The organism is Vibrio sp. 10N.247.311.47, assembly GCF_041467535.1.
GTDB lineage: Bacteria > Pseudomonadota > Gammaproteobacteria > Enterobacterales > Vibrionaceae > Vibrio > Vibrio crassostreae_C.
On the sequence record NZ_JBFSUR010000005.1, the window covers coordinates 1 to 15,508 of the forward strand.

Below are 15,508 nucleotides of genomic sequence, written 5' to 3' on the forward strand. Positions count from 1 at the left end.
TGATTGAATAGCTCACGGCGAATGATCGCTTTTTTACCATTCTCTTCGATGTCTTTGGCGATCCCTTCTTGAGCAATAGAATCTAAACGGGTCATTAATTGCTTCGCATTATCAACAGGGCAAATTAAACCCATACCTAACGACGCATATTTCACGCCCTCTTTTTTTCTCCATCGAACTACTTATTAGACAAAGCAAAGAACGCCCCCGCCTCATTAAATGCTTGCGTTTGTTTGGCTTGAATATAGTGAGAGAGATATTTCATGGCTTACTCCTTACGTTAATACAAAAATATCCCAGTAATTAAAACGGACAACGGTGAAACGAAAAGAGGGATCTTGAAGGAGCTGATACATCCTTAACAATAAAATTGTCAGTTAAGTCCGCTATTTTAAAGTGGTGTAAGATACTCTCCTCAACCTCAGCCTGAGTGGATGGGTAGAACTTAGAATCACGCGAAGTAAATCCCGCAATTTTGAGTTCAGCTAATGTAATGTCGCTACACGGCGTAAGAGAAAAGCCGTGCTCTTCTCCCTCTGTTCGCTGAGGAGTACGCAGTAAAGAGATATCATTTTTTGGTAAGCTTTCGTGCCCAGCGGCGAAACGCTGATCGCTGAGCGTCAATTTAGAGATAGTTGGGGTTGGGTTTTGTTGTGCCATGACAAGTTTCCTTTCTGTTTGAGGATGGTGAACAGTCTGCGAGCGACATCCAGTGATGCGAGTAGAAAGGAAAATCGGCACATAAGAAAACAAGCCCTTACTCGACCTTAATTGAAGCCAGTGAAAGGCAATAAGGAGGCACGACGAAGCACAGCTACGCAGTAGCGGAGGCGTTGGGTGATTACTTAATGTCAGATAACAGTGCCATAAGTTATCGCGAGAGGAGGTGTACTTGAACCCTGAAAAGTGTGCAGCGTAATCATTCATGTTACTAAATTGTAAAAAAGACGACAGCTTGCTTGAAAAACAGCGTATGCAGATGATCTTCATCAAAACCTATCGTCTCTATCTCAACACCAAATAAACTTCGCAGTAACTACGGCATAACCTTTCGTAGGTAGCTGCACATACCAGGATTCAGGATTTTCCGAGGATACTTAGCTACCCAAACTACGTGATATTTCGTGTAATAAACACTGTAGGGCGATGGATAATATTGCATTTATCCATCGTACCGCCTCCAAAAGCATTCATCCAAGGGTAAACCCGTGGTTTTCTGTATATACAGAATAAAATTAAAAATAATATCTAGTCATCAAATTTAAACTTGTCATTGCATTAAATTTGTCCATTTGATGATTGATGCTAGCCCCAAGTGATAGCATGGGCGAAAAATCATAAACTATAGCCCCACCAATTACACCACCAAAATGATTTTCTTCTAACTTGTGACTCAAAAGTACTTCACTTAGTTCTTCGCCATTTACATTCTGATTGTCAGTTTTTCTAGATTTTGCACGATATTGATTATATGTGACGCCGGTTTTAAGTCTAGCACTCCATTGGCCATCTAATGCGAGCGTATACACTGAAGATAATTCTACTTGCTTAACGTTCATAGATGCATCCCACTCTTTATCGAAATATAGACCAGGGGTATCAACACTAATATCTTTCCGGGACTCACTTATTTTATATTGGCTATAGCTGAGTTCCGCGGCCCATTTTTCATTGAATGAAAATCCCGACGTTGCACTAACAATACCATAATCAAACTCAGGTTTTAAAGTGACGCCATCAGAAAAGTTTGCGTTGAATTGACTCTTGTGAAAACTAAACCCATATTCCAGGCCTATATAAGGTGAAGCTAACGATGTTAATGGAGCCAGAAAAATGGCAATTAATAATAATTTTTGCATAATAACCTACACAATTTAAATTAAAACCTATAACCTTAAAATTTAAAAAAATTCTTACCTTCGACTTGGGTAATATATAATTTCGCTTGGATAAATAAGGTCAATTGAATTTCTTTTTAGCGCTAGTTGCGGATTAGATAATATTAATTCATGTAATGGAACACCTAACTTACGTGAAATAAATGTAAGATTATCACCTTTTATCACGGAATATTTTTTATAATACGTATTTTTTACGCGTTTATCACCATCAAAATTTTTGATACTTGTTGTCGGACGAGATAGAACAATAAAATCATCCTTAACATTATCAACTTGAATTGGATTTATTTCAAACTTATAATTTATTGACAACAGTAATGAATATATATTGTCATTTATATCCGAAATTAAGGTTTGATAACCAGCATCAACATACCAATCCTTGTGAAACTCAAAATGGATACCAACATTGATTCCTGGATAGATTTCTTTATTAAGATAATTAACTCCTGCGCCCACATAATAAGAGGCATAATCACTTAAAGGAAATACCCTACTAGATCTTAAAAAATAATTGTCAGGATTAAATTCGTTACTACTATTAAGTTTTGACAGTCCCGTTTCTACCAAAAATCTGTCTTGATATATATAGCCGAAAGAAACCTCATAACCATGATATTCATCATACCCTTCACCTGATTCAATTAAGCTTCCAGCATAACCAATGCCAAACTTAATGTTATCGTTAACAGTAACATTATCTTCTTGAGAAAACACTTTACTCGTTACAAGAATAGAAAACATCAAAAAGACTGCTCGATTATATTTTCTCATTATCTATATCTCTGGTTCAATTGCAAAGTTGACAGTATCCATATATTCTCCAGAAGTTAGAGTTGTACCATCTACATCTATATAGCCAAATGCTAAATTAAATATAATTGGATCATTTATTAGAGAGACACCACTCCCGATAGTGACCCATTGATTTAAAATCGTACCACTATCATTAACCAACACTTTATTTTCATTTCGATTAGCACCACAACCTTTACAGTGAATATAATATGGTATTTTAATATTGACATTATTAGTGTTTTCTAAAAAGTAATTATTATCTAAAAGAGATAATCGAATACCATTACTAAAATAACCATCAACTTTAACTTGAACAGCAGCTTCATTACTCGACACAAGTCGACTAGTTGGGTAATAAATAGGTTGTAAAACCACGTTTTCTGGAATCAAATCAACATTAGTAATCCAAACTGGATCATAATCTATTACAATAATAATGACGTCACTGAACTGACGGTAAGTTAGTGTCGACCCGATATAATAAGGTACTTTAATTGAAACAGGCACGGATGCTGAGTAAACACCTTGATTAGAACCATCTAATGCACCTAGAAGCTCAGCATTATCAATAGAAATGATTGGTCGATACAAAACGAATGGCACGGATAATATATCATTATCTATACGGATATTTGATACACAATTATCTCCCCGAACATCTATAACAGATCCAGAAATAAGTTGAGAGTTACAACCACTACCAATTCCAGAAGAAACTTTTGAGCTTGCAATACCAATAGTGTTGTATTGCATCCCCGTCACAGAAAAACTAGAAACTTCAATTGAATCACTGCCGTTTAAAGTCGAATAGCCAAAAAATTTAATTCCTTTCGCAGGAGGGACTACAAACGTGCTTGGCACCCAACTTTTTACCGTAGGCAATCCCAATGAACTGGCTTCATGCCAATTAGAGATCACCTTTTCATCCGCGGAAATATCGACAGCGTTTTCCCATTGAATGCCGTTAGCACCAACTTTAACTCGATATTCTATTTTTGCCTGTGCTACTGAACTTGAAAAAATAACAATTTGAAAAAAAATTAGATAGAATAACTTCATTGTTAATCCTTAAACTCATCGTTTATATTTAATTTACCATGTTTATTAAATGAATTGTCATAGGATGCAACATCAACAGTAATTTCTTTGTTTTCTATTTCAGATGGTAATTGAAAGACCTTCGTTCGGCCTGCAATTACAATATATCTAACAAAACAACCAGAATACATTTTATCATTATCACAACTATTAACAGAAACATATATTAGAGTGTTACTTTTATTTTCAACTACTAAATTATCATCTGTACGATTAATTTTGTATTTTATATCTGGTTTGTCTGTTGGAATAATAAAAACTGGAGAAAAACCATAATTAAGTTGCATAGCGGAACTCATATCAGAGCTATCGCCCGGATCTCGATACGGCGATGGCATAAATGTCACGAAAAACATTAAATCTCGGGAACTATCACATGTCACATTGTAACAAAGACTTCTAATACCTACATTGTTTGACTCACCAGAATGGAGAACTAGCTTATTTTGAGTTGTACTAATTTTCCAGTTTTCTACATTATTAGCGTTATAGGGCGTTTTAATAAAATCAGATCCGTCTTCGTTTACATGAAATTCATCAATATTCGCCGAAATAAACAAAGGCAAGTCACTAGTATTTGTTAATGTTAACAATCCATTCTTTTTTTCGTCTGCAATAATAAACATTTTATCCACAACTAACCCTGACGCTTGGGCCAAAGATAAAAATTGACAAAATACAAAAATCAATACAGAACTTACTTTTAAAAATCTCATATTTGACCTCTTAAATTATTGTTTCGCCACTGGAAAAAAAATATTGTTAATATATTTTCTTTTAGCATTTTCTTTTAATTTCTCTACTGAATCTATATGATTTACGAGCAAATCCGTCATTTTTACTCTATTGTTGGCTATATAAACAGCGTTTAACTGACCAACTGGTTTAGTGATAATATGATAACTATAATTCTCTAACTGTTTAATTATGCCGCTTTGCTCTAATTCTGCATTAGTAAATAATCCGACATAAATCGCTTCATAACCTCTCCCATCAACATTTACAGCAAATACGCCGTCCGTATCCGTTGGCAAACAATAATTCTTACCAAAGTTCATATATACATTATGTTCATTTCTAGGTATAAAACACTCATTCCCATCACTGACTAATCTAAAATCAAACCCTTCTAAAACAGTGACACGATAAACACCATCGATAAGTTGAACAACCGATATACATCCGTCGCCTAAGCATTCTACGTTAGAGACGAAGTTATTATTAATATTATTAAAGCCACTAATAAATGAAACCGTTTTATGTACTTGTGGAACAAATTTTAAAACTTTACCTGGCGTAGAAAAAAACATCGCATTTTTATCTCCGGTATTGTTTAATCCAACACTCTCAGCATCAAAATTCACTCGATATTGACTATAGCTCGAGAGCGGGATGATATTAAGCGAATCCGTTGTGGATTTCTTAACTAGATTACGCCCATCCTGATTAACCGTCACAAAACCGTTTACTTCTTTATCGATTAAATTCTTATTTTTCTCTTTAATATCCAATGCTAAATAAGATGAAGCCGATTTTGATGAAATATATAGTTCATCAGAAAATATTTGTGTAGAAGATATAGTACCCGTTGCCCCAATAGTACCGTCACTGTTTGCATAAAGCGAACCACCAAAATGTGCTTTATCACCAATACCATTAGCCGTAATCATACCTGTTTGAGAAACTGTGCCTTGGCGCCTGTCATACAAATTACTTATATTTAATGAACTATTAATCAGGTCAGACTCTAATAAATCAGCTTTATTTAGCGTATTAGAGAAGCGATTAGCTGAACTCTTGTCACCCATTACCGACGATATCAAATCGACAGTATCAGATAATGGTAAAGTCCACATTATCGAAAAAGAACCCTCTTCAAAGTCACTATCAGTTTGAACAGTGATATCGAATGACGAACGGCTAAAAGAACCAAATCTATAACCTAACAATACATCATCATAAATACGCTCACCTTGTTCCAAGTTTTCATCTTTACTTAACGTATACACAGCATATAAAGAAGAACCATTATCAAATCTGTAGTTAGATGACCAAAACAACTTTTCATAACTTGATGAATTATAGAGATAAGTAGATAAATATCCTCCTTCACTGTTCATTTTTTCATAATTTAGACTACCCCAATTGGATGAAAACGTCGTGTTCAAAAAATGACCATCGCTAAAAACATGACTATTTAAGACTATATCAGCATCGAAAGACCCAAGTGAATACTGCATGCCAACTTCAAATGCGGCTTCATCTTCAATTACTTTCGTACCAAGGCCTATAAGTAATCTAGGTAATAATTGATAACTAAGACGCCCTTGAACAAACGCTTTGCTTTCTATTTCTTGACCGTTTTCATACTCAATTGTTGAAATTCCATTGCCCGATGACGTTTTTCCAGCTGAAATTAAATAATCAAATTGCCCCTGAGTTAGGCTATCTTCAATACTATTAAAGATGAAGTAAACACCCTGATTTACCGGAGCTCCCCCTGTACGCAAAACCAACTCAACTTCATAACGTCCTGATGGCAATTCATTGTAACTAATAGAATTTTGACCTTGTTCAACATTTCCTTGATATATAATTCGACCATCTCGAATAAGCTCAACATCGCCGCTTTGAGCCGAATAAAAGTTAAACTGTTTATTCGCATTACTCCCGCCGACTATCATATTTTTTGATGAACCTAGAAAAAATGAAGTTTGTGGCATAATTGAACTAGAACCAGAGAGAAAGTCAGTGGAGTTTACTTTCGGCAAGTATTGAAAATAACCGGTTTTTATGAGCTTGTCATCCCAGTCTAAATTATAAGAAATATCATACAAAGTAAGATCGTTTTCTTTATTACTATTTCCAAAACCAACATTAGTGCCAACATTAGATGTGATATACCCATAAGGTAAACCCGCAACCAACTGATCATTAATCGACACAGATGTATCTTGATCCAAATATGATGAAAAATACATATTTACGTTATTTACAATCCCAGAATGCTCGCTATAAGCTGAGTGATAAGAAATCGAATCCGGACCTTTTCCTAAATCTAAAACTTTAGGGTGAACAAACAAATATAATTCTTTATCTCTATTATTGAAAACAAACTCGAAAATTTCAGGATATAATACACACTCAGTAATATACCCGCGACATGAACTTTGGTTAGAAACTCCATCCGACAATGCTTGGATTATTTCATCTACATATTTGGCATCAATACGATTATCGTTTAAAAAGTCACGAATCTTAGAATGACTTTCTACAGTTGTCAGCTTAACTGTTTGATAATTAGACACAAGCAAAATAGGATCTGTAAAGCTACCATCTAAATTTCTAAGTTTTATTTCGTTAATACTATTTCTAAAGAATTCATCAAAACCACTAGGTATGTTATTTTTCAAAGAGCTTGCTTCAACCAATGCAGGAAGTAAACAAATTGCTATCATCGCTTTTATTTTGACAAGTCGAAATAACATATCATAAACCTATAGTAACAGAAAAAGAGAGGCTACCAGCACATTCAGTGTTCATTGCACTACCACTAGGCATCGCTTGTGCAATATCCGATATTGTTAAAAAGCTCAATTCAACCTTGTGCGTATTCTTTTTAACCAATAGCCCATTAGATAGCGAATCTGTTTCAGCGAAATCATCAACTACAACTGAACCATTCGAACTTCCGACTCCAACAAACTGATAATTATCACTGCCAGAACCAACGTTGTTAATTAACGTGGAAACAAATATAGGATTTGCTGATTGTGTAGCTGAAAAATCAACGGCGTCATTTAAAAAGTTATTATTTATACAGTGAGCGTCATTCTGAACTAACTCAATTGAATAAGGAACATCAATACTAACATCTGGCACATTAGCAATACCTGAAGGAATATCTGTCTCTATAATTAAATGCACATCTTCTCTTTCAAAACCGCTCTTATCCGCCAATAATTTCAAATTGATTTTATTTGGGACAATAGAAACTCCAGTGATTGATTCTGTATACAAATTATAAATTTCAATTTTTGTAGTAACATCTGTGCTACCTCTGAAATATTTTGTTTTTGCAAAGCAATTAGCACTCAACAAAATCAAGCACATTATATAAACCAGATATCTCATTATTTTTTTCTATAATAAAAATAGCACAAGAGTTTACGTACTCTTGTACTATTAACACAATCACACGATCACACGATCAACAATATCATTGACTAGAGACCTAATATCTTAAGCGGCTGTCGCCGATAAATTTACTTCCACAACAATATCACGACCGGCTACTACACTTGGATCCAGTGCTTGCTGATTACTAACTTTAACACCAATTCGATTAAATGATGTATCACTGTAACTCGCGCCTTTGCTTACATTTTCACCATTAATAGACACGACAATAGGAAGCGCACCACCTGTTTGTGCTTGCAAGTCAACACCATCAATATCAGCAACTACATTATCAAGCGTCCAAGTAACAGTACCGCCAGACCAAAGATCACCAGCTACAGGACTTGTAGCGTCTCCACTATTCGCACGCATTTCCAATACAATATGCTCAGAATCAAATGTTGCATTAGGTTGAATATCTAAAAACGCCCCTTTAAATGCATCAGCAGATGTAGAACCATTATTACCAGTAATCATGTAATCATTATCAGCCAAATTCGCTCCAACTTGACCATTCCATGTTAATACAGCTGTAGCATCGGCAAATGCAACTTGGCTAGTCAAAGCACTCATAATAACTAACGATAATGCAGTAATTTTTTTCATTTTACTTTTCCTTTTCCTTTCTTTTTCAAATAAAAACGTTTTGCTTGCATTTAAATAAACTAAAAATAATTCAAAAATAAAATATTACAACCAAAACTAAACTAAAACTAAAACTAAAAAAAGCCTCAATTTGTAAACGTATTTTACATTAAATAACGCGCATCTAGTTAGCAGATGGAATTTTATCCCACTACAAATGCTAACCTGGAAATATTTACGTCTGTAGGGATATGTCCCTTATCGATCAAGCTCCCTTAGAGGGCTAAATATGCAAGACCTCTCGAAAAGCGGAAACCAGAATATTTTCTTAAAAAACGAGCACTAGCTCTCTGGCTAAGCAACTTAAGCACTTATAGGTCCTTAAAAAGGATGTACCAGCATCTGAGTGGTGACTCTGGTTAATTAACTGATGATGCTAAATCTTCCGCGCTTTTTATTTACCGCATATAGTGGGAAAGGTATAGACAAAGATTGTATAGATTGGCGTTAAAGTCGCTTGGTCGAAAATTAGGTATACGGCAATTTCAAGTAGATATTACAAGTTAGAGGGAAACCATGCCAACATATCAATGATTTATTGTATTGACAAAAAAGATCAATACGCCTTAATAAATCTCCTCGAATACGAAAAGGGGTAGGAAATAAAATTTTGGGGCGAGGACAGTTTTTAGACAAGGACTGCTGGAATGAAAAAATTAATTTAACGATATGTACGACATAAAGGTAAACAGGACATAGAGTATGATCGCCAATTCCAGTTATTGAATACCTAACAGCATGGATACCATTTTTTAGAGAATTATGAGGAAAACCCACCTTCTAAGAAGGCGGGTATTTATAATCTAAAAAGATTGGCCACAGAGAAAAGTACTAGTATCTGTTTTCCAAGTAAAGGACTCAGAATTATTACTCATATTATATAAGTACCGTTCGCTACCACTCTTCTCGTTCCACACCCCATAGTATGTGCCATAAGGCTTGCCATCATCGTTTAACTGATTTACAAACATGTCATGAATTTCTTTAGCTACACCAGCGTTATAAATTTGCTCTGAGGTTCCAAGGCTTAAAGCACCCCAATCAGAATCTCTTCCGCCCCAATCTTCACCTTGTACACTTGCTACATTTCCACAAAACCATTTCGACCCCGACCAATTTAATTCGCTCCTAGAAGGAAATGAAATTCTCATGTTGTTAGATGATACATAAAATGAGTTGTACAACGTTAATGTAACAGTGTCACTTGTAATCCCATTTAATTTGGCAACAAAGTCCAAACTTCCACTTCTTGTATATCCAACGCCAACCGTTACTTGCGCCCCGTTTATGGTCAAACTACTGTCGTATCCAGAAGAAGTTTTAGACCATGATACTGTATCAGATATGTCTGCGGTGGTTCCGTCTGAGTACGTACCAATTGCGGTTAACTTTTCAGTTTCTAACCTACTCATTCGCCATGAATCTGGCGAAGCATTTATACTAACAAGAGAAGGACCTGTCACGGAAATTTTCGTGCTACTAGACAATGTACCTGTACCATAACGCGCATTACACTCAGCAGTGATGTTAACGTCGCCTAATTCGCTGGATGCATTTGTTGAGACTTTACCATTGACATCCACAGTTGCTCGGTTTGAGTTTGAAGATGCCCAAGTACACCCACTGACGGTTTGAGATGAGGCATCACTATATGTACCAATAACAGTGAGATCCACGCTAGTACCTCTGGGTAAGATGTGGTGACTTGGCGTTAGTGTAACAGACATCAAATAGGGTTCTGCTATTATGACACTTTTACATATAGACAGCCCATTCAACCAAGCTTTAATTGGCTGACCGTATCCACAATCATTGGGATTTCTATTAACTGCATGACCAGTAAATTGGTTGAATGACGTACTTGATTGATTAACGTAGCTACTATCATATTCCCAGTTTTGTTGTTCAATCATTGATGTTACATCACGTGACACACCATCTGTAAATATACCCATAACAGTGAAATAAAACGGACGGCCTATAGCAAATTCATTCGCTACTAAGTGCGAGGTACTATCTTTCGTTACGATACTTTCTAGGTTGACCAGGACAGCTTCAACAATGGTCACTTCTTTTGGGTTAGACTCGACACCGTCAATCATCCAATAGATCTCAAAAGTTCCTTGATTTACACTTGACTTTAACGTCCAATTTGAACCGTCATATGTAATATCATCAACATAATAGTGAGACCCCGTACCAGTATATTCGGATTTATCAATCATCCATGTAATGCTCGCTTCATCACTGACTAGGGAACTCGAATTATCACTGTACTCTATTTGTCCATCAAGAGTAATCGTTGAACCTTGCGGTACCGTACTCGAAGACACGGATAGCGTACCATTTGTAACTACAGCAGTTGTAACTTCAATATCAATAATATTAGACCGCAATGGGTCTTTATTAGCATTATATTGACCATATAAATCTGTGTTACCAATAGTATGTGCGATAAATCCAAAGCTATCTTGAGTCAAAAGCTGACTACTTTGTACGAACGTGGTCAATGACTTATCGAATAAAAGCATGTCATTCTCTACCGAACCGTCGTTAAAATAGCCGGTCAGCGTTGTATTAATTGACTTGCCATTTGGCACGGAAATGGAAGTAGTACCAGAGCGTAACTTGGCTGATAATTGTAAACTCACTAACATACGATCTGTCGCATCACTTTTCTCGACACATGCAGGATAGTAACTGATATCCGAAAGAGGGTTATCTAACGTTGTTATATCTATAGTATACGCACCAGCTGAAATATCGAGAATTTTAATGTCTCCAGAAATACGGTCTAAAACTAAATATTCACTATTTTGGGGCCAAAGTGCTGTGTTTAACCAACCTCTATCTACTAGTGATTTTAGTTCTTCACTTGTTGCTAACTCTGCACTTAGTTGAGAGCAATATTCAATAACGCTATCGCTATATAATCCAGCTACAGAGTAATTTATTCCAGATACACGAGTGGTGATTGATTCGTCAAAGGTATAACTATTTGCTATTGCGACGTTTAAAGTCTTTGGTGCGTAAAACAATGTATTGGATTGTTCGTCAGTTACATCAACCCAAGGAGCCATATCATTTTCATCCAACACGGTTACACTAATATGGCCAATTTGATAACTACCTTTATGATCACTGACGGCATAAGTGACGAAATGGACATTTTGGGTTGATGCTTTAAATGTAAATTTAGTATTAGTTAAATTATTTTGATTTGCGCCATCAATGCTTGTTTGAGGGGCAGTTAATGATTTCACATAAATAAGTTGAATATCGTCCCCATCCAATGAATTCACATAGGGGCTAACGTCGATTTCAATGCCATTAATCGCGTCCTTAAGAGGGACATAAGTTTTGCCGTTTAAACCATAAATGGCATTGGGAGTTAACAACTCAATCCCTTGGTTCGCATTTTCAGCGACTGCAATGTCTATAACACCACTATATGCTTGACCAGCAGAGTCATCAATATAGCTGTACATTAGTCTGTCAATACCGCTGGTCCCTGGAGCTGGTATATATTCAATAAGGTGATTTGTAACATCAACGTTAACTAAAGAGCCTTTGGTATAAGGCTGCGTGATTGAAGGAGAGAGCGTCCAATTAGACACATCGGTTCCAACTAAGCTTAATTCATTAATTAGATTAATTTGAATTGGTTCGTAGTTATAGTCTGGATCTGTTGTTGTGTTTACTTCATTGATTTTTGCAACATGCGAAAGTGCTGGCAGTTGAAACATGTCGCCATCACTCACAACAACGCGCACCATACCACTACTATGTTCGTTTACATCTGTTTGATTGTTAGCAATAACAGCATACGCGTAATCACAAACTGTAGCTTGCTTACGGTTAATCGTAAAAGACTGCTGTTCGATGGAGATAGGGCTGCATGATGAATTACTATTTATAACGGACACGTCAGACAGCCTAAAGACATTCTCAGATTGATTAGCTAATACAATAGTGGATAAATCTACAATATATCCACTATCATTAATTTCAGTTTTAAGCAACGCATCTTGAGCAACGACTTCCACTATGGAATCTTGTGGAGAAGATGGTTCCTCCTCGCCTGTACCACACCCATTTAATGCAAGTGTAACAAGACCAATAGAAATAACTTTTGAATTATATAACAATCTATGTTTGCCTTTTCTCATTCTAACATGACCAATTTAATGTTTGATTTATTTACATCTATGAACGATTAATCATAGATAAATTGTTTACAAAGGCCGAGATGTTACATGTAGAAAATTAGTTGCAATCCTAATATTGCTTTTACTGATAACATTCAACCATTGTTTGAAATATAAAGGACAAAAAAAAAAAAACACAGCAGAAATATAAAAACATTGAAAATTTAAGACTTTTCCTACACGGAAGGATGGACCTTCGCTTAATTTGATAGAGCTAAATTAAGCTTTGAAATTTTATCGTTCACAATATTTCGTCCTTAATATAATTAGCATCGCACTCAGATCAAACAGTAAATTCGCTAAGAGTATTAATATGTTAACATTAATTAAAGTGGCTCTTTGCCTCATTGAATTAGTAAAAATCCCCGCCCTGAAAGGTGTTACACATTTAGCATTAATGATGACTATTCCAAGTAAACACCGTGTTAAGGGCTTTGTTGCGTGATTAAATTTAGAAGTAGAGCCTATCTGTTTCGTGTATTTCTTAGTCGATACGACTAGTTGCAGGCATACTTAAGCCAGTGAGCTTGTTCAACGCTTTTGTCATCGCGTAAGTTACCCACCGGTGCATTGTAGTTCTTAAGCTCAATCGTTCTCCTGGCAACTGTTTAAGTCAATACATCGCAGTTTCTGAGAGTGTGCGTTTGTGGTAACCATACCGTTATTTCCAATACTTAGCTGAGCTGTATAATTTGTTCAACCTACTGCGAGATTTCTGGGACGAGCACGTTCCCATAAGTGCCCTTTGCCTTGGAAGAATAATCGTAACAACACACTTAATCCTAATGACATCGTGATAGGCACTTGCACCATAAGCGCCATCACCAGATACCTCAAAGATGCTTCGGCGTGTTTGTTTTAAGCAAGAACCAACATGCTTTGTTCTTGACTGAATACAAGTGTGTGCGGACAATTTAGTGGAACATGGGCTAGCCTAAATATCGAGTAGATGAATGCTTCAGCGCTCTCGGTGGCATAGAAAAAACTCGTTTCACCATGAGCGCTGTCGTGATAGATAAATCACTGAACCAACGTGGATTCCCGCGGCTAATGAGCAATTGGTTGCCGTACTTCAAGCTGATTATTTCGTTAAGAAATTTAGCATAGGCTACAACAGGTCGTAGACGTAGCTTATCAGATCGTAAGTTCTTGATTTAGTTCGACTGAATTACGCAACAAAACCAAGATTAATGGGAGTAGTTATCGCAAATCCTAGCTTCTTTATATTCATCGATCTAAGCAATAAACAAGAAAGAGCTTACATGCTTTTACGAATAATCTTACTTACCAGTAAAGCCCATTATTTTATATTGAATTTGATTGCAATTATTTATCAGGGAGAATGAAGTGGAATCGAAAAAATTTGAAAAGTTAAAAAGAACGTTACAGTTAAATCAACTAACCGTATTACAACGGAGTGAACTTCAACGATTAATTGGCGACCAGATGAAAATAAACGCCATTACGTTAAGTGAAGAAGAGCAGCGCTTTATACTGATGATGTTTTCTGAAAAAAAACCTGTAGCGGGTTAAACAACACACGCTTCGCCATACAACCTATTGGTATGGCTAAGTCACTGAATGGACGCGACCTCTCGCACTTGAACCTAACCATTTACTGCTTATCTATCGTTCCCAAAGGACGGTGTGTTATTTTTAGTTGGTTGTTTTTTAAAGAAACTCAAGCATCAAGTGATGACAAGTAGTGGACGTAGTTGAACAGATCGTAGGTTATGGATTTAGTTCCAGTGAATCACGCAACAAAGTCGTCTCTGATATACATTAACATTTTCAGCCTGTTAGCATCTTCACTTAAGTAAATTTCAATATGACAACGCTATTTCAACTGCCAATAGATAAAATCAATTCACTTTTTTGTAGGAATTGACTGAAGTTTTATTGGTGTGAGCAAATAAAATTTGGGACCAAATGAGGTAGATTTTGAAAAACGTTCTTATTGTTGATTCACAACCACTTTACAGTGAAGCACTTGCTAATCTTGTAATTGATGTAATAAATACTGTTGACGTACAACAATTGACTAGCTGTGCAAAAGTAATGGCATTAGTTCGCAATCAAAGTATTGATTTAATTATTTTAGATGTTGTTATCGGTGATAGAGATGGCATGCGTTTAGCTAAAAACATCTTGGCTAGCGGATATCAAGGGAAGATCCTTTTTGTTTCCTCCAAAGATTACTCTAGCTTGAGTAAAGCCGCTTATGAACTAGGTGCCAATGGTTTTTTACACAAAAACCGAAGTAAGAACACAATCAAGGACGCGATTATTAGTATTGTTCGTGGCTATTCTGTATTTGATCTTGACCATTCACAGTTTTCAAGCAGCCCTGCATTGTCAAAACAAGAGGCTTTAGTGTTTCACTACTTAGCTCAAGGTTATTCGAATAAACGAATTTCTGAACAGTTATCGTTAAGTGCGAAAACGGTCAGCACTTATAAAACGAGAATCTTGAAAAAATACCATGCAAATTCATTGATTGAGCTTTTACATACGTTTGCGGAATCAGAGAACACAAAAACTTTTAGTATTTTTTTGTAATTCTATATTTGGTGATAGTAATGATACAAACTGGTTATGATACATCATGTTTAAGTTAATTGTCCGTCTGACAGGATTTGTATAACATAGTACCTATAAATAAAATTTGAATTTGTAAAA

The 15,508-nt window shown here is 35.9% G+C and carries 12 protein-coding genes and 2 pseudogenes; 3 read left to right on the forward strand and 11 right to left on the reverse strand.

What is annotated here, in order from left to right:
* The 10 genes and pseudogenes from AB6E51_RS04720 to AB6E51_RS04765 all read right to left on the reverse strand — a co-directional run.
* Positions 1–265 (reverse strand): annotated as a pseudogene (locus tag AB6E51_RS04720) (hypothetical protein); the annotation flags it as partial.
* A gap of 38 nt (positions 266–303) precedes the next feature.
* Positions 304–660, reverse strand: a complete 357-nt coding sequence (locus tag AB6E51_RS04725; RefSeq protein WP_102333141.1) for a hypothetical protein — start codon at positions 658–660, stop codon at positions 304–306.
* Between the two features lie 575 nt (positions 661–1,235).
* Entirely contained in the window at positions 1,236–1,859 is a 624-nt protein-coding gene (locus tag AB6E51_RS04730) for an AcfA family outer membrane beta-barrel protein (protein WP_102333142.1), read from the reverse strand.
* A 54-nt stretch (positions 1,860–1,913) separates the two neighbouring features.
* The gene (locus AB6E51_RS04735) at positions 1,914–2,675 is read right to left on the reverse strand and encodes a hypothetical protein (RefSeq protein ID WP_102333143.1); all 762 of its coding nucleotides are present in this window, start codon (positions 2,673–2,675) and stop codon (positions 1,914–1,916) included.
* A 3-nt stretch (positions 2,676–2,678) separates the two neighbouring features.
* Entirely contained in the window at positions 2,679–3,758 is a 1,080-nt protein-coding gene (locus tag AB6E51_RS04740; protein ID WP_102333144.1) for a hypothetical protein, read from the reverse strand.
* A gap of 2 nt (positions 3,759–3,760) precedes the next feature.
* Complete coding sequence (locus tag AB6E51_RS04745) at positions 3,761–4,513, reverse strand: hypothetical protein (protein WP_102333145.1); 753 nt, start codon at positions 4,511–4,513, stop codon at positions 3,761–3,763.
* 15 nt (positions 4,514–4,528) lie between these two features.
* Positions 4,529–7,285 (reverse strand): CS1-pili formation C-terminal domain-containing protein, encoded by a 2,757-nt coding sequence (locus tag AB6E51_RS04750; protein WP_102333146.1) that lies wholly within the window; start codon positions 7,283–7,285, stop codon positions 4,529–4,531.
* A 1-nt stretch (position 7,286) separates the two neighbouring features.
* A complete protein-coding gene (locus AB6E51_RS04755) occupies positions 7,287–7,931 on the reverse strand; it encodes a hypothetical protein (protein WP_102333147.1) in 645 nt (214 codons plus the stop codon).
* 108 nt (positions 7,932–8,039) lie between these two features.
* Positions 8,040–8,582 (reverse strand): hypothetical protein, encoded by a 543-nt coding sequence (locus tag AB6E51_RS04760; RefSeq protein ID WP_102333148.1) that lies wholly within the window; start codon positions 8,580–8,582, stop codon positions 8,040–8,042.
* A gap of 842 nt (positions 8,583–9,424) precedes the next feature.
* Entirely contained in the window at positions 9,425–12,790 is a 3,366-nt protein-coding gene (locus AB6E51_RS04765) for an Ig-like domain-containing protein (RefSeq protein ID WP_372050126.1), read from the reverse strand.
* Between the two features lie 352 nt (positions 12,791–13,142).
* Here AB6E51_RS04765 and AB6E51_RS04770 point away from each other — a divergent pair, with 352 nt between their 5' ends.
* Positions 13,143–13,274 (forward strand): hypothetical protein, encoded by a 132-nt coding sequence (locus AB6E51_RS04770; protein ID WP_268811442.1) that lies wholly within the window; start codon positions 13,143–13,145, stop codon positions 13,272–13,274.
* Between the two features lie 39 nt (positions 13,275–13,313).
* Here AB6E51_RS04770 and AB6E51_RS04775 read toward each other — a convergent pair.
* Positions 13,314–13,875 (reverse strand): annotated as a pseudogene (locus AB6E51_RS04775) (transposase); the annotation flags it as partial.
* A 301-nt stretch (positions 13,876–14,176) separates the two neighbouring features.
* Here AB6E51_RS04775 and AB6E51_RS04780 point away from each other — a divergent pair.
* A complete protein-coding gene (locus AB6E51_RS04780; RefSeq protein WP_102333150.1) occupies positions 14,177–14,362 on the forward strand; it encodes a hypothetical protein in 186 nt (61 codons plus the stop codon).
* 408 nt (positions 14,363–14,770) lie between these two features.
* The gene (locus AB6E51_RS04785) at positions 14,771–15,388 is read left to right on the forward strand and encodes a response regulator transcription factor (RefSeq protein ID WP_102333151.1); all 618 of its coding nucleotides are present in this window, start codon (positions 14,771–14,773) and stop codon (positions 15,386–15,388) included.
* The last annotated feature ends 120 nt before the right edge of the window (positions 15,389–15,508 follow it).